The 23,864-nt window shown below is 34.1% G+C and carries 13 protein-coding genes; all 13 read left to right on the top strand.

What is annotated here, in order from left to right:
• The first annotated feature begins 19 nt into the window (after window positions 1-19).
• The 13 genes from AAC069_RS02575 (at window position 20) to AAC069_RS02515 (ending at window position 23,822) form a co-directional block, all read left to right on the top strand.
• Complete coding sequence (locus AAC069_RS02575) at window positions 20-3,010, top strand: SusC/RagA family TonB-linked outer membrane protein (protein WP_339918951.1); 2,991 nt, start codon at window positions 20-22, stop codon at window positions 3,008-3,010.
• An 11-nt stretch (window positions 3,011-3,021) separates the two neighbouring features.
• Window positions 3,022-4,569 (top strand): RagB/SusD family nutrient uptake outer membrane protein, encoded by a 1,548-nt coding sequence (locus tag AAC069_RS02570; protein ID WP_339918950.1) that lies wholly within the window; start codon window positions 3,022-3,024, stop codon window positions 4,567-4,569.
• Window positions 4,570-4,735: 166 nt separating this feature from the next.
• Window positions 4,736-8,053: a VCBS repeat-containing protein gene (locus AAC069_RS02565; protein WP_339918949.1), complete on the top strand. Its 3,318-nt coding sequence runs from the start codon at window positions 4,736-4,738 to the stop codon at window positions 8,051-8,053.
• Window positions 8,046-11,315: a VCBS repeat-containing protein gene (locus AAC069_RS02560; protein WP_339918948.1), complete on the top strand. Its 3,270-nt coding sequence runs from the start codon at window positions 8,046-8,048 to the stop codon at window positions 11,313-11,315. The genes AAC069_RS02565 and AAC069_RS02560 overlap by 8 nt, the downstream gene beginning before the upstream one ends.
• Before the next feature lie 35 nt (window positions 11,316-11,350).
• Window positions 11,351-12,676, top strand: coding sequence for a vanadium-dependent haloperoxidase (locus tag AAC069_RS02555; protein ID WP_339918947.1), 1,326 nt, complete (start codon window positions 11,351-11,353; stop codon window positions 12,674-12,676).
• Entirely contained in the window at window positions 12,677-13,588 is a 912-nt protein-coding gene (locus AAC069_RS02550) for a hypothetical protein (RefSeq protein ID WP_339918946.1), read from the top strand.
• A gap of 132 nt (window positions 13,589-13,720) precedes the next feature.
• The gene (locus AAC069_RS02545) at window positions 13,721-15,019 is read left to right on the top strand and encodes an MFS transporter (RefSeq protein ID WP_339918945.1); all 1,299 of its coding nucleotides are present in this window, start codon (window positions 13,721-13,723) and stop codon (window positions 15,017-15,019) included.
• Between the two features lie 16 nt (window positions 15,020-15,035).
• Window positions 15,036-15,962 carry a carbohydrate kinase gene (locus tag AAC069_RS02540; protein WP_339918944.1) on the top strand — a complete coding sequence of 309 codons (927 nt, stop codon included), beginning with the start codon at window positions 15,036-15,038 and terminating at the stop codon, window positions 15,960-15,962.
• A 6-nt stretch (window positions 15,963-15,968) separates the two neighbouring features.
• The gene (locus AAC069_RS02535) at window positions 15,969-17,705 is read left to right on the top strand and encodes a glycosidase (RefSeq protein ID WP_339918943.1); all 1,737 of its coding nucleotides are present in this window, start codon (window positions 15,969-15,971) and stop codon (window positions 17,703-17,705) included.
• A gap of 96 nt (window positions 17,706-17,801) precedes the next feature.
• On the top strand, window positions 17,802-19,016 hold the full coding sequence (locus tag AAC069_RS02530) for an MFS transporter (protein WP_339918942.1): 1,215 nt from the start codon (window positions 17,802-17,804) through the stop codon (window positions 19,014-19,016).
• Window positions 19,013-20,881, top strand: coding sequence for a trehalase family glycosidase (locus tag AAC069_RS02525; RefSeq protein WP_339918941.1), 1,869 nt, complete (start codon window positions 19,013-19,015; stop codon window positions 20,879-20,881). Before AAC069_RS02530 ends, AAC069_RS02525 begins: the two co-directional genes overlap by 4 nt.
• A 69-nt stretch (window positions 20,882-20,950) precedes the next feature.
• The gene (locus AAC069_RS02520) at window positions 20,951-21,385 is read left to right on the top strand and encodes a CBS domain-containing protein (protein WP_339918940.1); all 435 of its coding nucleotides are present in this window, start codon (window positions 20,951-20,953) and stop codon (window positions 21,383-21,385) included.
• Between the two features lie 154 nt (window positions 21,386-21,539).
• Window positions 21,540-23,822, top strand: a complete 2,283-nt coding sequence (locus AAC069_RS02515; protein ID WP_339918939.1) for an NADP-dependent malic enzyme — start codon at window positions 21,540-21,542, stop codon at window positions 23,820-23,822.
• The last annotated feature ends 42 nt before the right edge of the window (window positions 23,823-23,864 follow it).

Genomic DNA, 23,864 nt, shown 5'->3' with positions numbered 1-23,864 from the left:
ACCAACTTATTTATTACGTATGAAAAATAGTCTACTTAAGGGCTTGATGGTGTTTCTAACGATGCTATGTACGAGTTTGATACATTCTCAGAGTGTATCTGGTACAGTATCTGACTCCAGCGGTCCGCTTCCAGGGGCTTCAATATTAGTTAAGGGAACAACAAATGGAGCACAAACAGATTTCGATGGAAAATTTACCATCGGCAATGTTGGTCCAAATGCAGTTTTAGTATTCAGTTACATTGGTCTTAAAACACAAGAAGTAAATGTCGCTGGAAAAACAACGGTGAATATTGTTTTAAAAGAAGATTCGGCTGAATTAAGAGAAGTAGTCGTTATCGGTTACGGAACAGTTAGAAAGAAAGATGCAACTGGTGCGGTTGATCAAATTGGAGCTAAAGATTTTGATAATGTAGCGGCACCTTCGCCAGCTCAGTTATTAAGAGGGAAAGTTGCAGGTGTACAAGTTACACAATCTAGTGGTGAACCTGGAGCAGGAATTTCAGTTAGAGTTCGTGGTAACTCTTCTATTCGTTCAGGAAATGGTCCGCTTTATGTTATTGATGGTGTGCCATTGGATGGCGGGAATGTATCTGCAGGTGGTGGACTTACAGCAAATAACGGAGCTCAAGATTTAGGATCTTCTTCTGCAAGAAATCCATTAAACTTTATCAATCAAAATGATATAGAAAGCATTAGTGTATTGAAAGATGCTTCTTCTACTGCTATCTATGGTTCTCGTGGAGCTAATGGGGTAATTGTAATTACGACCAAAAAAGGAAAATCTTCTGAACCACAATTAACATACAGTACTTCGGTTACTTTTAGTAAAAAATCAGGAGACTTTGGCGTAATGAGCGCAGATCAGTTTGTTGCAGCAGGTGGTGACGATAAAGGATCAAGATCTTACAATTGGGAAGATGCAGTGATGAGAAACGGATTTTCTATGAATCACGATTTATCTTTTAATAAAAGCAGTGAAAATTCAAATACAAGATTGTCATTTGGCGCTTCTAATACTGATGGTATTGTAAAAAATTCTGGTTTAGATAAATACTCCGCATCTTTTTACAATTCAAATGATTTCTTTGGTGGGGCTGTTAAGATAGAGTCAAGAATTATCTATACTGCTTTGAAAGATGAAACTACATTGTTATCTAATAATGCTGGTTATATTGGTAACTTAATTGGTACAGCTTTATATTGGAACCCAACATTGCCAATTTATAATACAGATGGAACATATCATGTAGAGAGTACTTCTTATTTGAATCCAGTTCAATTATTGGATTCTTATAAAGACTTCACTAACACTAATAAATTATTAGGAAGTATTAATACTACTTGGAAAATTAATAGTCACTTGAAATACCAATTCTTATTTGGTATAGAGAGTTCAACTTCAACTAGAAAAACGCAGTTGTTGCCTTCTATTCAGATTTTGAATACAGCACAAGCTGTTGACCCTAGAGATAATACAACTAAATATGGTCAGGCGGCGATTGCTAGTCAAAATAAATTCAATAAAACGTTCGAACACACCTTGAATTTTAACAAGGACATGAGCGACAACTTTAATTTAGATGCTTTAGTTGGATACTCTTATTATGATTATACTGCAGATGGGAATCAATCTTCAGGAATTGGATATAACAGCGCTCAAACTAATTTGATTGATAATATCGAAGGTGGTCTTCAAAATGAGTTTAGAGTTTCTTCTTTTAGAAATAGAGTTGAACTTCAATCGTATTTTGGAAGAGTCAATGCTACATTATTCAAAAAATTAATTCTTACTGGTACTATACGTGCTGATGGTTCCACTAAACTTGGAGTAAATAATAAATACGATTATTTTCCATCTGTTGGTGTAGCTTATAAGGTGGTTGATAATAAAGATGGCTTGGTTAATGATTTTAAAATTAGAGGAAATTATGGTATAACGGGTAATCAAGAATTCTCACCAAACTCTGCCGTTTCAAGAGGAGCTTATACTAACAATACTTTAAATTTAGATAATAGTTCTAATGCTAATTTAAGATGGGAAACTACTAAATCATATGGAATAGGAGCTGATTTTGAATTTCTTAATAATAGATTGTCAGGATCATTAGATTATTTCCAAAGAGATACAAAAGATTTAATTTTTCCATTGCCTACTGCCTCACCACAACCAGGGCCTCCGTCTCCACGTTTCAAAAACTTACCAGGTAACTTAATCAATAAAGGGGTTGAGGTAGCTTTGAGTTATAAGATTATTGATAATGAGAATCTTACTTGGGATATTTCTGGTAACGCATCCTTCTTGAAAAATGAAATGAAAAATTTTGCTGGATTCTTATCTACAGGAGGATTAAATGGTCAAGGTTTATCGGGTGCTTATGCGCAAGTTGTTACTAATAATAAACCAATCTATTCTTATTACATGTATGAATGGAGAGGATATGACTCAGCGGGTAATTCCATTTATGCTGATGCGGCTGGTAACGATACGGGTTTAGGTACTGCAGCAAAAAAATTGTTGGACAAACAGCCTTTGCCAAAAATCAATGTTGGTTTCTCGACGGGTTTAAGCTACAAAGGATTTGATGCTAGTGCTTCTTTCTATGGTGCTTTTGGACACTACATTTACAATAATACGACTAATGCTTATTTCTTTAAAGGAGCATTCCTTGGTGGTAGAAACGTAACTGAGGAGGCGGCAACATCTGCACAAGCAGCAGGAGATCCAAACTCACCATCTACTAAATATCTTGAAAAAGGTGATTTCTTAAGAATGGGTAACCTTACTTTTGGGTACACACTTAAAGGAGATGCATTGGAAAGATTTAAAGTTAAATCGGCTCGATTTTATGTAAATGCCTCTAATTTATTTATAATTACAAGCTATTCAGGAACTGATCCAGAGGTTGATACTGACAAACAGTTGAACGGAGTGCCTTCAGCTGGTATAGAATATTTATCTTATCCAAGAGACAAAAGTGTATCTGTCGGTCTTAATGTAACATTTTAATTAAAAAAACGATGAAAAGAATAAATATAATAAAAGGCATCTTATTAACTAGTACAGTTATACTGGGGGTAAGTTGTACAAATCTAGACGAAGAAGTATTAGACGGAGTAATTGTTTCCACAACGGGAGGAGGAACAGTAAATACTTCTTCATTATTAACTAGTGCTTATGAGGGATTAAGAGGTTTCGAGACGCAAGGACAAATGTTCGCCTTGGATGAAATGTCAACAGACGCGTTAGTAGGACCTACACGTGGTGGGGACTGGGATGATAATGCAACATGGAGACAAATTCACGTACATACTTGGGCTCCAGATCATGTTGAGGTAAGAAACGCATGGAATGCTTTATTATCACAAGTATATAGCTGTAACTTGGTTATAGAAAACGGTTCAGCTGCTGAAGTAACTCAAGCCCGTTTTTTAAGAGCATTTTACTATTATAATGTAATTGATTTATTTGGTCAAGTGCCTTATAGAGAAGCTGGAACCGCAGTAGAAGACGATCCAAAAGTGTGGACAAGAGCAGAAGCAACAGATTTCGTAATTAGCGAATTGGAAGCTGTAATGCCTCAATTACCGGCGAGAACTAGTGCAAATACGGATTTCGCTAATGCTGATGCAGCCCATTTTTTATTAGCTAAACTGTATTTAAATAAAGGTGTTTTTAAAGCTGCAGCTCCTGCAGGACCTTATACTTTTGAAGCTGCAGATATGACAAAAGTTGTGACTCATGTAAATGCAATAAACAGTTCATTAGCGGATGATTACTGGGACAATTTCAAGCCTAGCAATAATACTTCTAATGAGATATTATTGTCTTCTAAAAACGTTAGAGGTGGTGCTGGAGGTGGAATACAGTTCTTTTGGAGAATGGGTATGCATTACAACCAAACGCCTGATGGATGGAATGGGTTTGCTACAGTGGCAGAATATTATAATAAATTTAACCCTAATGATAGACGTATAAAAAACAATGATGCTGCTATTATTACTGCGTTTGGTAATCCAACTGGATTTCAAATTGGTCAAATTTACAAACCAGGAGGAACGGAAATAGTTCGTGATAGAATTAAAAATGATGCAAATCCGCTTGGACAACCGCTGAAATTCACAAAAGAATTGACGCTAATCACAAGTGGTTCTACATTAGAATCAGCAGGTGTTAGGGGACAAAAGTACATTCCTGATTCTCAGAATCTAGGTGCTCCTGATAATGATTATGTATTTATGAGATATTCTGATGCTTTAATGATGAAAGCGGAAGCGATCGCTAGAGGAGGTTCTGGTACTAATGATGTAGTTAAACTTTTAAAAATTCACACTAGAACTAATACTAATGACATCACACCTTTTCCTACAACATTAGACGGAATTTATCTTGAAAGAGGTAAAGAGTTATGGTGGGAAGGATGGAGAAGAAATGACATGGTACGTTTTGGTAAATTCTTAGAAAAAAGAGAGTTGAAGCCTTATGTTTCGGATAATAAATATATATTATTCCCAATTCCAGCAGATGCTTTGTTTAATGCAAACTTAAAGCAAAACCCTGGTTACTAAGAGTTATTTACAATTATTATGTTTTGAGTTAGTTATAAAGAGGGCAATCGTATTGCCCTCTTTATTTTTTTAATTTTAACGCTATTCATTGTTTTATTTACTGAATATTATATAAATTAGACCTTTCTTTTCTTTTGAAATATCATTACCAAATACTACATAAAATATGTTTAATCGTTATTTTTTCTTTCCAATTCTCATTCTTCTTTTTACCAATTGTTCTAAAGAAAACACTGAAAATAAAGATGCCTTATTTACTAAATTAGATGCATCAGCAACCGGAATTAACTTTGTTAATGATGTGAAAAATGGTGCTGATATGAATATTTTTAAATATAGAAATTTTTATAATGGTGGTGGAGTGGCTATTGCAGATATTAATAATGATGGGCTTTCAGATATTTATTTTACCTCAAACCTGGGGGCGAATAAATTGTATTTAAATAAAGGAAATTTTCAATTTGAAGATATTTCTAAAAAAGCAGGAGTAGAAGGCTCTAAGTCCTGGTCTACCGGAGTTGTTATGGTTGATATTAATGCAGATGGATTGCTGGATATCTATGTTTGTAATGCTGGAAATATACAAGGCGATAATCAAAAGAATGAACTTTTCATCAATAATGGCGACCTTACTTTTACCGAAAAAGCTGCGGATTATAACCTAGCAGATACAGGAATAACCACTCATACTGCATTTTTTGATTATGATAAAGACGGAGATTTAGACGCTTATATTTTAAATAATAGTTTTATACCGGTGAGTAGTCTTAATTATTCCAATAAAAGAGAACTGAGAGACAAAGATTGGGACGTAGCTGATATTTTAAAAGGTGGCGGAGACCGATTGCTTCGTAATGATAATGGAAAATTCGTTGATGTAAGTAAGGAAGCAGGAATTTATGGTAGTTTAATCGGTTTTGGTTTAGGAGTGACTGTAGGAGATGTCAATGGGGATTTATATCCTGACATCTATGTTTCTAATGACTTTTATGAACGAGATTATCTATATATAAATAATAAAAACGGAACATTTACAGAACAAATTCAAGGCTGGGCATCGCATATCAGTCAGTCTTCTATGGGAGCAGATATGGCCGACGTCAACAATGACGGAAAAGCAGATGTATTTGTTACAGATATGTTGCCAGAAGGTGATGAACGACTGAAAAACACAACTAGTTTTGAAAATTACGATTTATTTCTACGAAAAATAAATCTCGATTTTTTCAATCAATACATGCAAAACACATTACAAGTTAACAACGGAAGCAATCAGTTTTCTGAAATTGCTAATTACGCTGGCGTTGCTAAAACAGATTGGAGTTGGGGTGCCTTACTTTTTGACATGGATAATGATGGCTACAAGGATATTTATGTTTGTAATGGAATTTATCACGATTTGACTAATCAAGATTTTGTTGACTTTTTTGCGAACGAGTTTATGCAAAAAATGGTCGTAACAGGAAAGAAAGAACAAATTGAAACGATAATAAATCGTATGCCAAGTTCCCCTATTCCTAATTACGCCTTTAAAAATAATAAAAACCTGACTTTTACGAATGAAGCTCAAAACTGGGGTTTAGCTACTCCTAGTTTTTCAAATGGTGCAGCATATGGCGATTTAGATAACGATGGCGATTTAGACCTGATCGTTAATAATGTGAATATGGAGGTCTTTGTTTATCAAAATAATTCAGAAAAAAAGAAAGACAATCATTTTATTAAAGTCAAGTTAAAAGGGGATAATCAAAATACTTTTGGAGTAGGAAGTGTTGTTGAATTGTTCTCAGGGGCAGAAATTTTGAGACAAGAACTAATTCCTTCTAGAGGTTTTCAATCCTCTATCGATTATGTGATGACTTTTGGTATTGGAACAAAAAAAATAGATTCTTTACAGGTTATTTGGCCTAATGGTAAGTTTCAAACGCTTAAAAAAATCACTAATAACAGCACAATTAATTTGAAGATTGCAGATGCGAAAACGGATTATATTTCTAAAGTAAATAAAGCTAAACCACTTTTTGTTGAAACTAAATCTGGATTTTTTGCCCATAAAGAAAATGATTATATCGATTTTGACTATGAAGGGTTAATTTCAAAAGAACTCTCTCAAGAAGGACCTGCGCTAGCAGTTGCAGATATTAATGGAGATGGTAATGACGATGTTTTTATTGGTGGAGCAAAAGGAGTTTCTGGAAAAATTTACTTGAATAAAGGAAACAATAATTATAGTTTGACTAATCAAATCAGCCTTGATTCAGATGCTAATTATGAAGATACCGCTGCAGATTTCTTTGATGCTGATAATGATGGCGATATTGATTTATTAGTAGGTTCAGGAGGTAATGAAAAAGCAGATCAAAACAATTATAAAAACCGTTTGTATTTAAACAATGGTAAAGGCGTGTTTGTAAAAAGTACAACTGCTATACCAACTACAAATAATAATGTTGCCGTGATTGTATCAAGTGATTTTGATAATGATGGCGATGTTGATGTTTTTATAGGAAGCCGATCTGTTCCAGGAGTTTACGGAATTGATCCTAAACATTTATTGTTAGAGAATGATGGTAAAGGTAATTTTACTAACGCCACTGATAAAAAAGCTTTTAAACTCAATACAGTAGGTATGATTACTGATGCTGTATGGGAAGATATAGATAATGATTCTAAAAAAGATTTGATAATCGTAGGGGACTGGATGGCTCCAAGAATATTTAAAAACACAGGAAGAAGGCTAGTTGAATACAAATCGAATCTAACTGAGTTTTCAGGATTCTGGAATGCAGTAAGTTGCGTAGATTTAAATAATGACGGGAAAAAAGATTTGGTTCTAGGGAATAAAGGAACAAACACCACTTACAAAGCTTCTACAAAAAATCCGATGCGATTGTTTGTAAATGATTTTGACAATAATGGCACTATTGAACAAATCGCAACGCGTTCTATAGATGGGAAAGACATGCCTTTGAACTTAAAACAGGACGTTGGTAAACAAATACCATTGATTAAGAAGAAGAATTTAAGTTATGCAGCTTACGCTAAGAAAAGCTTTCAGGAACTCTTCTCAGCCGATGTCACAAATAATTCAATTCAAAGAACGGCTAACATTCAGGAAAGCGTGGTTGCCATGAATAAAGGAAATGGAAAATTTGAAATAAAAGCTTTGCCAAAAGAAGTGCAGTTTTCTTGTGTGAACACCATTTGCGTGCTAGATATTAATAAAGATGGAATTCTCGATCTTGTTTTAGGAGGAAATCAATATGAGTTTAAACCACAATTTTCAAGACTTGATTCTAATTATGGAAGTGTTCTTTTAGGAAGTAAGAACGGCAGCTATACATGGGTGCCATACGCTCAATCAGGTTTTTTCATGAAAGGGGAAGTAAAGCATCTAAAAGCAATAAAAGGTAAGAATAATTCAGTTTCAATAATTGCAGTTATTAATGATAATGCACCTAAAATATTTAAAAGCAATGAATAATTTTTTTCGAATAGCACTGCTTTCTGTGCTAATGGTAAGTTGCTCAAAAAAAGAACATTATTTATTTGAAAAACTAGCCTCAGATAAAAGTAATATTACTTTCAATAACCAACTAGACCCTTCTAAAAATATTTCTATTTTAGATTACCTCTATTATTACAATGGAGGTGGAGTAGCATTAGGAGATATCAATAATGATGGTTTGGTTGATATCTACTTTACTTCAAACCAAGGTAAAAATAAATTATACCTGAATAAAGGCAATAATAAATTTGAAGACATAAGCACTAAGGCAGGGGTTGAGGGTCAAAGTGATTGGACTGCAGGAACGGTTATGGCAGATGTCAATGGGGATGGATATTTAGATATTTATGTTTGTGCTGTAGTAGGGATAAATGGTTTTGAAGGACATAATGAATTATTCATTAATAATAAGGATAATACTTTTACAGAAAGAGCGGCAGAATATGGTTTGGATTTGGATAATTACAGCTCTTCAGCGGCATTTTTCGATTATGATTTAGATGGTGATTTAGATATGTATTTATTGAATCATGCGGTACATTCAGAAGAATCGTTTGGGAATGCCGATGTAAGAAATAAAAGAAGCTATGAATGTGGTGATAAATTATTTAGAAATGACAATGGTAAATTTGTTGATGTAAGTGAGCAAGCAGGTATTTTTGGCGGAGCCAATGGATATGGGTTAGGACTTGCTGTTTCTGATTTTAATTTAGATGGTTATCCCGATATTTATGTAGGTAATGATTTTCATGAAGACGATTATTATTACTTAAATAATGGAGACGGTACTTTTACAGAAAGCTTAAAACAACATTTTGGACATACCAGCCGATTTTCTATGGGTGTTGATGTTGCGGATATCAATCACGATGGATTCCCAGATATTCTAACGCTTGACATGCTTCCTGAGAATGAAAAGGTTTTAAAATCGTCATTAGGAGATGATAATGTACAGATGCTAAAAATGAGAACCGAAAAATTGGGGTATCATTATCAGTACACGAGAAATATGTTGCAATTAAATAATGCAGGAAATAATTTTACTGAAACAGCGCTTCTTAATGGAGTTGCTGCTACTGACTGGAGTTGGAGCGCTTTATTTGCTGATTATGATCAGGATGGCGAGCAGGATATTTTTGTAGGTAATGGAATCCCAAAGCGCCCCAACGATCTCGACTACGTGAAATATTATTCTAATGACCAGATTAAAACGAAAATAACGACTACTAAATTATTAGACAAAGAGGCTTTAAACAAAATGCCTAAAGGGAATTGTACTAATTATATGTTTCAGGGAGCTGCAGATTTACACTTTAAAAATAGATCTAAGGACTGGATAGAAAATGACTCTATAATTTCTAACGGAAGTGGTTATGCCGATATCGACAATGATGGAGATCTTGATATCATTACTAATAATTTGAATAGTGTTGCATCTCTTTACATCAATAGGACAGATACTGCTTCTAATTACTTAAAGTTGAAACTACAGTTTCAGGGGAAAAACAGTTTCGGAATAGGAGCTAAAGTTATTTCTTATGCAAAAGGAAAAAGACAGTTTAAGGAATTACAAACTACAAGAGGATTTCAATCTTCTTCTGAGCCAATGCTACATTTTGGATATGGAAAGATAAAAATGATCGACTCCTTAGTAGTTATTTGGCCCGACAAAACATATCAAACTTTAAAGAATATAAAGGCCAATCAGACAATTGTAGTAAAAGCTGCGAAAAGAAGAAAAGCATTTAATTACCAAAAATTACATCCTTCTATTGTACCGGTATTTAAAAAGGTAGAAGGTAATTTAGGAATAGACTTCACGCATCAGGAAAATGACTACGTTGATTTTATCTTTCAAAAATTAATTCCGTACCAACGTTCAGATCGTGGACCAGCAACTGCCATAGGAGATTTAAATAATGATGGTAAAGAAGATATTTTCTTTGGTGGATCCAAGAATAAAAAGGCAACGGTATATGTTCAAAATGGAAATGGATTTTCGAAAAAATCTTTTACAACTATAGCCAATGATTCCGTATATGAAGATGCAGGGGCTGTTATTGGAGATTTTAATAATGATAAAGTCAATGATTTGTTTGTAGCTTCTGGAGGTGGTGAAAACGCCTCTGATTTACAAGACCGTTTGTATTTATCAGAAAACAAACAATTAGTAAAATCAAACTTAGTGGAGTTGATAAAAAATGCTTCTGTAGTTAAAATGTTTGATTATGACAATGACGGAGATTTAGATGTTTTTGTTGGAAATAATTCGGTTAATAACCGTTTCGGAAGCATTCCAGATTCCTACTTATTAAATAATGCAGACGGTGTTTTCTCTATTGTTCAGAATAAAACCTTTTCAAAAATTGGAATGGTGACGGATGCTGTGTTTTCAGATTTCAACAAGGACGGTACAATCGATTTAATTGTAATAGGGGAATGGATGAAACCTACTTTTTTTGCAAATACAAACGGAAAATTTAAAGATGTAACGGCTACTGTGTTACCAGAGAAAAGCAATGGTTTGTGGCAGGCTATAATACCTTTTGATATTGATAATGATGGAGACCTTGATTATATTGTTGGGAATTGGGGGATGAACTCCAAGTTCAAAGCGTCGCAGGAATTTCCGATGAGAATGTATTATGATGATTTTGACAAAAACGGATCCTATGAAACAATTGTTGCAATTGAAAAAAAAGGAAGCTATTATACTACTTTGGGCCTAGATGATTTAGCAGAGCAGTTTAGTGGGATGTTAAAAAAGAAGTTCAAAAGCTATAATGTATTTGCAGGAAAAACGGTTGAAGAAGTCTTTAGTCCAAAGATGCTTTCGGAGGCAAAGCATTTTGAAGTACATAATTTAAAATCAGGATACCTGAAAAATCAGGACGGAAAATTCACTTTTGTTGCTTTTTCAAGTGATTTACAAGTCGCTCCAATTAATTGTTTTGTGAAATCTAATTTTGATTCCAATAAAAAAGAAGCTGTTTTTGCCGCGGGTAATTATTTTGGAGTGTCTCCTTATCACAGTCGATTTGATGGTTTTTCAGGAGCTTTAATCAAAGATGCAAAAACAATTGTATTAGGTAGTACGTTAGGAATTGACTTGTCTCAAAAAGCAGTAAGACATTTAGATATGATTACCCTAAAAGGGAAAAAATATTTACTTGTGACTGTAAACAACAGCAAAGCGGAGGTATATGAGTTACCTATGATCAAGGAAAATAAGCAATAGGTTAAAAGTATATTTAAATTTAAATAGAAAGAGAAATGAGATTACAAAAATATTTTATAGTAGTAGTAACAGCGCTATTGATATCATGTCAAAAGGACAAGACCATTGAAGTTACAACAGATGAATATCATGCTGCGATAGAAAATGTGACAGAAATTATGATTCATGATATTTTTTCACCGCCAGTTGCTAGTAGGATTTTTGTTTATCCTAACATTGCTGCGTATGAAGTTATTGCTCAGAATAGTAAGACCTATTCCACTCTAGGGAATCAGTTAAAAGGATTAGGAACTACTCCTAAATTAGACCCTAAAAGCGGAGTAAATGTTGAGGTTGCGGCTTTGGTTGCGCATATGGAAGTGAGCAAGCAATTGGTTTTTTCAGAAGATTTGGTAGAAAAGTTCAGAGATAGCCTATATAAAAAATGGAGCGAGACTAATGAAAAAGAATTTAAGGCTTCTAAAGAATATGGACTTAAAGTAGCGGATCATATTAAGAAATGGATGGATAAAGACAATTACAAGCAAACGCGAACGATGTCTAAGTTTTCTGTTTTGCCTAATATTGCCGGTAGATGGCAACCAACTCCACCAGCTTATATGGATGCAATAGAACCACATTGGGGTGAAATTAGAACACTAGTATTGGACTCAGCCTCTCAGTTTAAACCCATACCAGCACTTCCTTTTTCATTAGATAAAAACTCTGCTTTTTTCAAAGAAGTACAAGAAGTGTATGACATAAGCTTGGATATGAAAAAAAGGGGAGATGAATGTGATGAAGTGAAAATGGCTCAATTTTGGGATTGTAATCCTTACGTTTCTGTGAGTCAAGGGCATATGATGTTTGCCAAAAAGAAAATAACTCCAGGCGCGCATTGGATGGGAATTACCAAAATTGCTTGTAAAAAATCAAATGCTAATTTTGAGAAAACAGTTTTTGCATATACTGAAACTTCTATTGGAATGTTTGAAGCATTTATAAGTTGTTGGGATGAAAAGTTCAGAAGTAATGTCATAAGACCAGAAACGGTAATCAATCAGGAAATTGATGAAAACTGGAAGCCCGCTTTACAAACCCCTCCATTTCCAGAATACACTAGTGGACATTCTGTGGTTTCTACTGTTTCGGCTGCAATTTTAACTTCGATATTTGGAGACAATTTTGCTTTTGTGGATAATTCAGAGTTACCTTTTGGTCTACCAAACAGGTCCTTTAAGTCTTTTAACGCTGCTTCAAAAGAGGCTGCCATGAGTCGTTTTTATGGAGGTATTCATTACAGAGCAGCAATTGAAAACGGAATTGTACAAGGGAATGAGATCGCTGGTTTTGTTGTGAATAAATTGAAAATGACGAAGTAAATGAAGACTAATAAAAAAAAAGTATTGTTTTTTAGTGTTTTGATTTCGCTTTTTATAGTATGGTATCTTTTTATAAAAAAAAGTGATTACTGTATTTCATTTAAGGTAAAAGCAGCAACCGGGACCGTATTTCAAGGAGTTCAGGAATGGTCAGCTTTGCGACAGTCTACGGAAAAAGAAGAATATCATACACTAGAAAAGAAAAACTTTAGTTTCATCAAGCAATCGATGACAAAAGGGACGATAAAAATGGAGTATACTTGGGAAATTAATACCCTAAATGATTCTGTTACTACTGTTAATGCATGTATTACCGATTTAGATAATAGTATTTATAATAGATTGACCGTTCCTTTTTTTGAAACTGATTTTAAAAAACAACAAATAGAAAAAATAACTAATTTTAGAAATGGGTTAAATAAACATCTGGAAAATTTTAAAATTAAAATTGATGGGATTGTTACTTCTGAGGAGACGTTTGTTGCTTATATCAATTTAAAAAGTGTCATGCAAGAAAAAGCGCAGACGATGATTGCAAATGATGCAGTTATTACGGGCTATTTACAGCAAAATAACATTAAAATCACTGGTAAGCCGTATGTCGAAATTGAAAATTGGGATCTAGATAAAGAAACGCTGGATTTTAATTACTGCTTTCCTATTGCTAAGAATACAAAGTTTATTGAAAATGAATTTGTGAAGTTTAAAACCTTAAAAACGATTAAGGGATTGCAGGCAACTTATTACGGTAATTTCAGGACCTCAGACAGAGCTTGGTTTACCTTATTGGACTATGCGAATAGACACGACATTAAATTATCGAAAAAGCCACTCGAACACTTTTTGGCAAACCCTTTTAATGGAGGTGACGAACTTACTTGGGAAACTAAAATAGTGATTCCTTTCGAGTGATTCCGTAATTGATAAATTAAGATTATTTTAAGAATTCGAAAACGTTTTCGGTACTTCCGAAAACGTTTTTGTTTTTATTACTTAATTAATTTGCGATTTTACAATTATATTTAAAAATTATAAATGAAATCGATGAAATTAAAATTAAGTTTTTGGCAAATCATCAACATGAATGTTGGTTTTTTTGGTATTCAGTATAGTTTTGGTTTACAACAAAGTGCTGTCAACCCTATTTACGATTTTTTGCATGCAAGCCCTGATGAAATTCCTATATTAAACCTTGCGGGACCATTAACAGGTTTGTTGATTCAACCTATAATTGGAGCAATGAGTGATAAAACATGGCATCCACGATGGGGAAGACGTAAGCCTTATTTTTTCGTTGGAGCAATAGTTTGCAGTATTGCTTTATTTTTATTTCCGTTTAGTAGTTCACTATGGATGGCTGCTGGTTTACTATGGATTTTAGATGTTGGGAACAACACTGCTATGGAGCCTTATCGCGCTTTTATTGCAGATACACTTGATGAAGAACAGCAACCTTTAGGATTTCAAGCTCAAAGTTTTTTTACAGGTTTCGGTCAGTTTTTAGCGTATATATCCATTGGAATTTTCCCGTTAATAATTGTTGGTTACACCGGCGAATTACCCAACTGGATGTATGCCTCTTTCTTCATTGGGGCAATCTTGTCCATCACATCTATTTGGTGGAGTATGAGTAAAACTACTGAAATCCCGCCAACAGCTGAAGAAATTGAATATATAAAAGCCAATCCATTAAATATTATTTCCCCTTTTGTAGATATTTATAAGGCTGTTCTAGAAATGCCAAAGGTAATGTGGCAGCTATTTTTGGTATACTTATTCCAGTGGTACGCCATGATGTGTTATTGGCAGAACAATTCTAAAAGTATCGCTTTGTCTGTTTGGGATACAACGCCTGCTGACAAAATAGGATATGGTGAAGCAGTTCGCTGGAATGGATTAGTCGGGGCATTTGGGTTTGTGGTTACTTTTTCGATAGCATTCTATTTGGCAAAGTTAGCGCAAAAGCACGGCGCTAAAATGGTTCATTTTGGATGCCTTTTATTAGGAGCTGCTTCTCTTTTATTGTTCCCTGTAATACAAAATCAATATTTATTTTTTGTTGTAATTATTGGATATGGAATCGCATGGGCAAGTATGATGGGGATCCCTTATTTAATGGTAGTTGCCAATATCCCAAAAGAACGTTATGGAGTGTATATGGGAATCATTAATATGATGATTGTTATTCCAATGATTTTTCAAAATGTATCATTTGGATTTATTTTGAAACATTTCTTAAACAATGATCCTCGATTGGCTATAACTTTTGCGGGAGTTTTATTGCTCATTGGTGCAATATGTACCTTATTTATAAAAACAGAAAATAAAAAATTAAGTGAATAATTCAGTAGATAATAAGATGGATAATATAGACATCCTTTGTGTTGGTGAAGTTCTTATAGATTTTATTGGGCATCAAGAAGGTGTTCTTATTAATGAAACTAGAGATTACCATAGGTATTTAGGCGGTTCTCCTACTAATGTTGCTATGAACTCAACAAGACTAGGTTTGAATGCTACAATGGTCGCTACGGTTGGCGATGATGGTTTTGGATCCTATATTTTCGAGAAATTATCAGAAGTTGGCGTGAATACGAGTCATATTAAAACTTTAGATAATAAATCAACTAGTGTTATTTTTGTTTCTAGGTCATCAGGTACGCCTGATTTTATCCCCTTTCGTGAAGCAGACTGTTGTATTTATGAAGAACAAATTTCAAGCGAAATATTATCTAAAACTAAAATATTTCATACGACCTGTTTTGCATTAAGCAAAAAACCTGCACAGAAAACAATTTTAAAAAAGGCACAAGAAGCTTATGATTTAGGATGTAAACTAAGTATAGATGTCAATTATGCTAAGAAACTGTGGAAAAGTCAAAAGAAAGCTTTTAAGGTGATCAAAAGCTATTGCCAGTTTAATCCATTAATAAAAATAAGTGAGGATGATATGCTGCGTCTTTTTGAGAAAGAACTACCTCATGAAGATATATTTCAATTTTTTCATGATCAAGGTGTAGAAACTGTATGCTTGACATTGGGTAGCAAAGGAGTGAAATTATCTCAAAAAGGAAAAGAAGTCATACAAATGCCAGCGATAAAAATTGACAAAGTAATGGACTCTACTGGAGCGGGTGATGCTTTTTGGTCGGGATTTTTATTTGCCTATATCAAGGAAAAGACTATTGATGAGTGTTTGGATATTGCTTTAAAATTAGCAGCTTTAAAATTGCAAAATGTTGGGCGTTTACCAGATAATATCAATATTCTATCTAAACTTTTATAATACACTATGCAAGAAAACGATAAAAATATTAGTAATGGTGTAATGCTTAATGCGTATCCAGATAGTATTGGAGAAAAATTTAGTGATACAGTAGATATGCTTAAAATGACAGAATTTAAGGATGTTTTTTCTTTGTTATATGTATTGCCTACTTTTTTTAATAGTGACTTAGATAGAGGTTTTTCTGTTATTGATTATAATCTTAATAGAGAGTTAGTCGACACAAAAGACTTACTTGATTTAGAAGAGCTCAATGTTAAACTTAAATTTGATATTGTCTTAAATCATCTTTCTGTAGCTTCACCACAATTTAAAGATTTACTTCAAAACGGAAATAAGTCTAAATACAAAGATTTCTTTATAAATTGGAATGAATTCTGGGAAGGAAACGGAGTAAAAAACGAAGATGGTATTATAAGTCCAAAAGCAGAATATCTCAATAAATTATTCATGAGAAAGTCTGGTTTACCGGTACTGAAAGTTCGTTTTCCAGATGGTACAGAACAACCGTATTGGAATACCTTTTATCAGCAAATAACTTATAATTCGATTACAAAAATAGATCTACAGCATATAAAAGGCCTAACCGAAGATCAAGGTTCGTTTATAACTGCAAAAATTAATGAAGCTATTGCTGAAGATCAAGATTTCACAACCATTGATTTTAAAGATGTGAGTCTTTTTAAAGCAGATATTCTACAAGTAGTAGAACAAAAGCGTTCTTATTTAGGGCAGATGGATGTCAATGCGGCATCGCCTTTAGTTTGGGATTTCTACGAAGAGACACTGAAAAAACTACGCAGTTATGGATGCAACATTCTTCGCTTAGATGCTTTTGCCTATTTACATAAACAGGTTGGAGAATCAAATTTCTTCAATAAACCGGGTACTTGGGAGTATTTAGAACGTATTAAACAAATAGCGCAAAAGAACGATTTGATACTTTTGCCTGAAATTCATGCAGAATATGGCTTGCATTTGCATGATGAAGTAGCTAACGAAGGGTATACTATTTATGACTTTTTCTTGCCAGGTTTAACGATTCATACTATTGAGAATAAAACGAGTAGCGCTTTATTAAGTTGGGCAAAAGAAATTATCGCCAAAGGATACAAAACAGTAAACATGCTTGGTTGTCATGATGGAATACCTGTTTTAGATTTAAAAGGCAAAGACGTAAATGGGGTTTATAACCAGGGCTTGTTACAAGATGACGAGATAGAAGGGATTATGAATACAATCATGGAGCGTGGTGGTCGCGTGAAAAATCTTTATGATCCTTCAGGGAAAAAGATTTCTTATTATCAAGTAAATGCTACTTTTTTTAGTGCACTAGGTGAAGACGAGCAAAAGTTACTTTTAGCTAGAGCGATACATATGTTTATGCCTGGAATACCTCAAGTTTGGTATTTAGATGTTTTTGCTGGGAAAAATAATTATGAAGCAGCTGATAACGGTGGTAGTGCAGGTCATAAGGAAATTAACCGCACAACGTTAACCATGCAAGATATAGAACAAGGACTAAAAACAGATGTTGTACAGAAGCAGCTAGAGATAATTCGTTTAAGAAATACCTCAGATGCATTTTTAGGCACAGTAGAAATTAATGATGCCTTTGACGATGTAATAGATATTAAGTGGGTAAACAATAATACAGTAGCGCACTTAAAGGGGGACCTTAAAACCTATCGTTTTACAATAGATCACATAGATAAAGACATTGAAATAATAATGAGGTATTAAATTAATCTAAAAATTTGCAGTCATAAAATAGTAAGATACAGTTACACTGCGGGACGAATTGTTATCCATGAATACCTAATACATAAAAAGATAAAAATGAAAAAAAGTACCATTAAACTAGCGATGTATCTGAACTACTTTGTTTTTGCCATTCTACTCAACAGTGTGGGAATTGTCATTTTAAAGGCGCAAAAAAATTACGGAGTTGATGAATTACAAGCGAGTATTTTGGAAGCTTTTAAGGATTTACCTATAGCTATTGTGTCTTTTTTAATCGCCTCTTTTTTGCCTAGAATTGGGTATAAAAAGGCAATGTTAATTGGATTGGCATTAGTTTCGGCAGCTTGTGTTACCATGTATTTTGGGAATTCATTTAGCGCTGCCAAAGTGCTTTTTGCCACCGTTGGAGTGTCTTTTGCATTGATAAAAGTGTCGGTATATTCTCTGATAGGAACTGTTACGGAGAATCAAAAAGAGCACAATAGTTTAATGAGTAGTATTGAGGGTGTTTTTATGATAGGAATCGCCTTGGCTTATTTTTTATTTCCTGCTTTTAATTCTGAAACCGATCCTAATGCTTGGCTTAATGTATACTGGCTTTTGGCTGCTATTTCGCTATTGTCGTTTAGTTTTTTGTTTTTCACCAAATTCGAAAAGCAAACAGAAATACCTGGGGTGGACTTATTAGATGATTTTAAACAAATGTTCAAACTGTTTGCTAAACTATTGACAATCGTTTTTGTAATTAGTGCTTTTCTATTTGTAATGATTGAGCAAGGAATTATGACATGGTTGCCTACGTTTAATGATAAAGTGCTTCATCTGCCAGAGAATATCAGTATCATGATGGCGAGTATTCTGGCAATTTCATTGGCTGCAGGAAGGCTTCTTGCTGGTGTGATTACTAAATCTATAAATTGGATTTGGGTATTGACTTTTTGTATAATCATGGCAATGCTATTGGTAGTTTTTGTACTTCCTAGAACAGTAGGTTTAGAAGTAAAAGATATTAATTCATTAAGCGATATTCCTTTGATGGGATTTGCATTTCCATTGGTAGGATTGTTTATAGCGCCTATTTACCCACTATTGAATTCCGTAGTTTTGAGTGCATTACCTAATAAATTACACAGTTCGATGACAGGATTGATAGTTGTTTTTTCGGCACTTGGTGGGACGCTGGGCTCAAGAGTTATTGGTTATTTATTTAAAAATGAAGGACCGGAAAATGCCTTCTATTACACATTGATTCCAATGTCGTTATTATTAGTCTCCTTTTTTATTCTAAAAAAACTTACTTCTAAATCATGAAAATTACTCTAAATAATATAGAAAAAGTCTTTCAGGAGCTATTGCTTCAAGAAGATACTGATCAAGATAAAAAAATCACGAAAGAAGATAAAGGTCCCAAGCGATTTGTGCTGGTTGATGAAAATACTAAAGTAGAAAAAGTGATTTCAGGAACGTATCATTTGTCAAATTTGCTTCAAGAACTGGCTTTGCTTAGAGAGCAGGAGGTTAATGAGTTAGATTTAGCTCATGTTGAAGAAGCTCCTGTTGAGAGAATTTCTAGAAAAATCCGTGAGGATTATTGGGATGAATTGACACGTACCATTGACAAGAAAGGGCTTGCCCAAATTCTTGAAGATGAAAAAACAGCTAATGAAGTACCTACACTTTATGTTTCAGCTAAGGACGAGGTGGGGGTTTCTTATTTTAAAGACTTGGAAAAAGATTTTAAAAATTTTAAAGTAGCCATTTTACCAGAGAATTACAGTGTGGATTATGTGGATACCTTGAATACAAAACCTGGGATTTTGGCTTTAGCATTAGAGCAAAATACAGACTCGCTACAAGGTGTTCCTTTTGTAGTGCCTGGTGGAAGATTTAATGAAATGTATGGTTGGGATAGTTACTTTATAGGCGTTGGGTTGTTGATTGATAACCAATTGGATAAGGCTATTGCTATTGCCGAAAACTTCAGATATCAAATTATTCATTATGGTAAAATATTAAATGCAAACCGAAGTTATTATTTGACAAGAACGCAGCCTCCATTATATTCTTCATTATTGTTAGGGATTGCACAAGATAAAAAAATAAGCCAGGAATGGCTAAAGAAGCATCTTGAGACTGTGATTATGGAATACGATACGGTATGGATGGTTCAGGGAAATCGATTAACACCTACGGGTTTGAATAGGTATAAAGCAGATGGAGTAGGTATGCCTTTTGAGGTGGAGCCTGGTCATTTTGACGATATCTTAGCGCCTTATGCCGTAAAGTATAATTTGCCTATTAGAGAGTTTGAAATGCAATATTTAAAAAGATCTATAGTTGACGATGAGCTTGATCTGTATTTTGTACATGATCGCAGTATGAGGGAAAGCGGGCACGATACCACAAACCGCTTAATAAACACATGTGCTAATCTGAATTCAGTTGATATCAATAGTTTTCTTTATAAATATGAAAAGGATGTCAGTTACCTTATCAAAAACTATTTTGACGATTCTTTTCAAGTCGACGGAACAACGTACACATCGCAAAACTGGGAGAATAAAGCGACTTTTCGTAAAAATAGAATCAATGAATTGTGTTGGGATGAAGCAGCGAGTATGTACTTTGATTATGATTTTGTAAATAAAAAACAATTTCCGTTTGAGGCGGCAACCACTTTTTTCCCATTATGGGCTGGATTGTGTAGTGAGAATCAAGCTAAAAAATTAGTAGAAATAGCCTTGCCTCAATTTATTCAATCCGGAGGAATTACAGGAAGTACAAAAGCAAGTGTTGCTGGAATTCCTGAAGATGTCCCACAACGACAATGGGATTATCCTTTTGGTTGGGCGCCTCATCAAATGTTGTTATGGGAAGGTTTAATTAATTATGGGTATCTTGATAAAGCTCAGGAAATGATCTATAGATGGCTGTGGTTGATTACAAAAAACGCAGTAGAATATAACGGAACCATTCCTGAAAAATTCAATCTTGAAACCAGTTCGCATAAAGTTTTTGCTGAATATGGTAATGTTGGGACTGAATTCGATTATATTTCTAAAGAAGGATTTGGTTGGGTAAATGCATCGTACCAATACGGTTTGCAAATTTTGAATGATAATTTTAAAACCGAATTGAATATCCTTACTTTACCTGATGATTTGTTTAAAGTTTAGTTTTTTATAAGTAAGCTGTCATTTGTATGCTATTTTTTTTAACTTTATCGTCAACTAAAATTTTTCAATATGACTGTAAATCAAATATTAAGCGTTAAAGGAAATGATGTGCACTCCATAGTTTCAACCATTACGGTTTATGAAGCTTTAAAAGTTATGGGAGAGAAAAACGTTGGGGCTGTTTTAGTAATTGAAGATAATTTACTAAAAGGAGTATTGTCTGAGAGAGATTATGCTAGAAAAATTGTCTTGAAAAACAAAGCTTCCAAAGATACTCATGTGCATGAAATCATGGAGCGAAATGTTATTACGGTTAAACCAGCAGATAATCTCGATTATTGTATGGAATTGATGAGTACAAAACGAATCAGGCACTTGCCTGTCGTTGAAGGTAATGAGGTTTTAGGTGTGATTTCAATTGGAGATGTTGTGAAATCCATTATAGAAATTCAAAAAGTAACTATTCAACATTTGGATTCTTATATTAGTGGAGCCAATGTATAATTAAAAACATATTATCAACCTAAATAGCTGCAAATTAGTGCGGCTATTTTTTTTCCTACAAAAAGATAGTTGTTTTTTTATAAAAGAATAGGAGAATAGTCTGCTTTTTAAAGCAACTCTTATATCTTTGTAAGCTAGAATAAAATCTAAATAAATGAATAAGAATAGCAAGAGAAGAGAGGCATTATTATATCATGCTAAGCCAACTCCAGGTAAAATACAAGTAGTTCCAACGAAGAAATATGCAACACAAAGAGACTTGTCTTTGGCATATACTCCTGGTGTAGCAGAGCCTTGTTTGGAAATAGCGAAGGATGTTAATAATGTATATAAATACACAGCTAAAGGGAATTTAGTTGCGGTTATTACCAATGGAACGGCAGTTTTAGGACTTGGAGATATAGGTCCTGAAGCTTCAAAACCGGTGATGGAAGGGAAAGCCTTATTGTTTAAAATTTTTGCTGATATTGACGTTTTTGATATAGAAGTAGACGCTAAGGACATTGACAAATTCATTGAGACAGTAAAAGCAATAGCACCTACATTCGGTGGAATAAATTTAGAAGATATTAAAGCTCCAGAATCTTTCGAAATTGAAAGACGTTTGGTTGAAGAGCTTGATATCCCTGTAATGCATGATGATCAGCATGGTACTGCAATTATTTCATCTGCAGCTTTATTAAATGCACTTGAATTAGCAGATAAGAAAATTGAAGATGCAAAAGTAGTAGTTTCAGGTGCAGGTTCTGCAGCTTTAGCTTGTGCTAATTTATATGTGCTATTGGGAGTCAACCCTGCTAATATTACCATGTTTGATAAAGACGGAGTTTTGTCGAAAGACAGAACGGACTTATCTCTATTACAACAACGGTACGCAACTGATAAAAAAGGATTTACATTAACAGAGGCTATAAAGGGAGCTGATGTTTTCTTAGGACTTTCTGCAGGAAATGTTCTTTCAGCGGAGATGTTGCTGACAATGGCTGATAATCCTGTTGTTTTTGCAATGGCAAATCCAGTTCCTGAAATCGATTATCATTTAGCGATAGCTACTCGTACTGATATTATTATGGCTACGGGAAGATCAGATTATCCTAACCAAGTGAATAATGTACTTGGGTTTCCTTATATTTTCCGTGGTGCATTAGATGTTCGTGCTACAAAAATAAACGAAGCAATGAAAATGGCTGCTGTTAGAGCGCTTGCAGCTTTGGCAAAAGAACATGTTCCTGAACAAGTGAATATTGCTTATGGTGCGACCAAATTAATTTTTGGACGTGATTATATTATTCCTTCTCCATTTGATCCAAGACTGATAAGTGTTGTTGCGCCAGCAGTAGCAAAAGCAGCAATGGACTCAGGAGTTGCCTTAAATCCAATTACGGACTGGAATAAATATGAAGAGGAGCTTTTAGACCGATTAGGGAATGATAATAAAATGGTTCGATTGATTACCAATAGAGCTAAAATGGATCCTAAAAAAATCATATTTGCAGAAGCGGATCATCTAGATGTGCTAAAAGCAGCCCAAATTGTTTTAGAAGAAGGAATTGGTCAGCCGATTCTATTGGGTAATATGGAAATAATAGTAGAGCTAAAGAAAGAATTAGGTTTTGAAACCGAAGTTGAAATTATCGATACTAAAATTGATGAAGAAAACGAAAGACGAAATAGATTTGCAAATACGTATTGGGAAGCCAGAAAAAGAAGAGGCATCTCTTTGTTGGATGCTCAAAAACTAATGCGTGAAAGGAATTATTTTGCAGCAATGATGGTCAATGAGGGGGAAGCTGACGGTTTAGTTACTGGATATTCCAGAAGTTATTCATCAGTAGTTAAGCCTATGTTGCAACTGATTGATAAAGCACCGGGAGCATCTATTGTAGCAACTACAAATATGATGATGACAAAGCGTGGACCTATGTTCTTGTCAGATACAGCGATAAATATAGATCCGTCTGCAGATGATTTAGCAAAAATTGCTATCATGACAGCTAAAACTGCCAGAATGTTTGGTGTTGAACCTGTTATCGCGATGGTTTCGTTTTCAAACTTTGGGTCTTCTACAGATGTAAGTGCAGCAAAAGTAAGAGAGGCTGTAGCTTATTTACATAAGAATCATCCTGACATGGTTATTGACGGAGAAGTTCAGGCTGATTTTGCTTTGAATCCTGAGATGTTAAAAGAAAAATTTCCGTTTTCTAAATTGGCTGGTAAAAAAGTTAATACTTTAATTTTCCCGAACCTTGACTCTGCTAATATTACTTATAAATTATTAAAAGAATTAAATAAGGTAGATTCTATTGGTCCAATTATGTTAGGTATGGGGAAACCAGTACATATATTTCAATTGGGAGCAAGTGTCGAAGAAATGGTTAATATGGCGACAATTGCCGTTATTGATGCTCAGGAAAAACAGAAGAAAAAGAACAAATAGAACAAATAGATATTGAAAAGCACTCCGTATTCATTGCGGAGT

Source organism: uncultured Flavobacterium sp. (assembly GCF_963974175.1).
In the GTDB taxonomy this organism is placed as follows: Bacteria; Bacteroidota; Bacteroidia; order Flavobacteriales; family Flavobacteriaceae; genus Flavobacterium.
The sequence above is the reverse complement of the archived record's forward strand: the minus strand, read 5'-3'. Positions and strand labels throughout refer to the sequence as shown.

Excerpts from the sequence above, each read along its gene's own strand:
- AAC069_RS02570 (WP_339918950.1), top strand. The coding sequence starts at position 3,022 with ATGAAAAGAATAAATATAATAAAAGGCATCTTATTAACTAGTACAGTT.
- AAC069_RS02530 (WP_339918942.1), top strand. The coding sequence starts at position 17,802 with ATGAAAAAAAGTACCATTAAACTAGCGATGTATCTGAACTACTTTGTT.
- AAC069_RS02560 (WP_339918948.1), top strand. The coding sequence starts at position 8,046 with ATGAATAATTTTTTTCGAATAGCACTGCTTTCTGTGCTAATGGTAAGT.
- AAC069_RS02565 (WP_339918949.1), top strand. The coding sequence starts at position 4,736 with ATGTTTAATCGTTATTTTTTCTTTCCAATTCTCATTCTTCTTTTTACC.
- AAC069_RS02545 (WP_339918945.1), top strand. The coding sequence starts at position 13,721 with ATGAAATTAAAATTAAGTTTTTGGCAAATCATCAACATGAATGTTGGT.
- AAC069_RS02525 (WP_339918941.1), top strand. The coding sequence starts at position 19,013 with ATGAAAATTACTCTAAATAATATAGAAAAAGTCTTTCAGGAGCTATTG.
- AAC069_RS02520 (WP_339918940.1), top strand. The coding sequence starts at position 20,951 with ATGACTGTAAATCAAATATTAAGCGTTAAAGGAAATGATGTGCACTCC.
- AAC069_RS02535 (WP_339918943.1), top strand. The coding sequence starts at position 15,969 with ATGCAAGAAAACGATAAAAATATTAGTAATGGTGTAATGCTTAATGCG.
- AAC069_RS02575 (WP_339918951.1), top strand. The coding sequence starts at position 20 with ATGAAAAATAGTCTACTTAAGGGCTTGATGGTGTTTCTAACGATGCTA.
- AAC069_RS02550 (WP_339918946.1), top strand. The coding sequence starts at position 12,677 with ATGAAGACTAATAAAAAAAAAGTATTGTTTTTTAGTGTTTTGATTTCG.
- AAC069_RS02555 (WP_339918947.1), top strand. The coding sequence starts at position 11,351 with ATGAGATTACAAAAATATTTTATAGTAGTAGTAACAGCGCTATTGATA.
- AAC069_RS02515 (WP_339918939.1), top strand. The coding sequence starts at position 21,540 with ATGAATAAGAATAGCAAGAGAAGAGAGGCATTATTATATCATGCTAAG.
- AAC069_RS02540 (WP_339918944.1), top strand. The coding sequence starts at position 15,036 with ATGGATAATATAGACATCCTTTGTGTTGGTGAAGTTCTTATAGATTTT.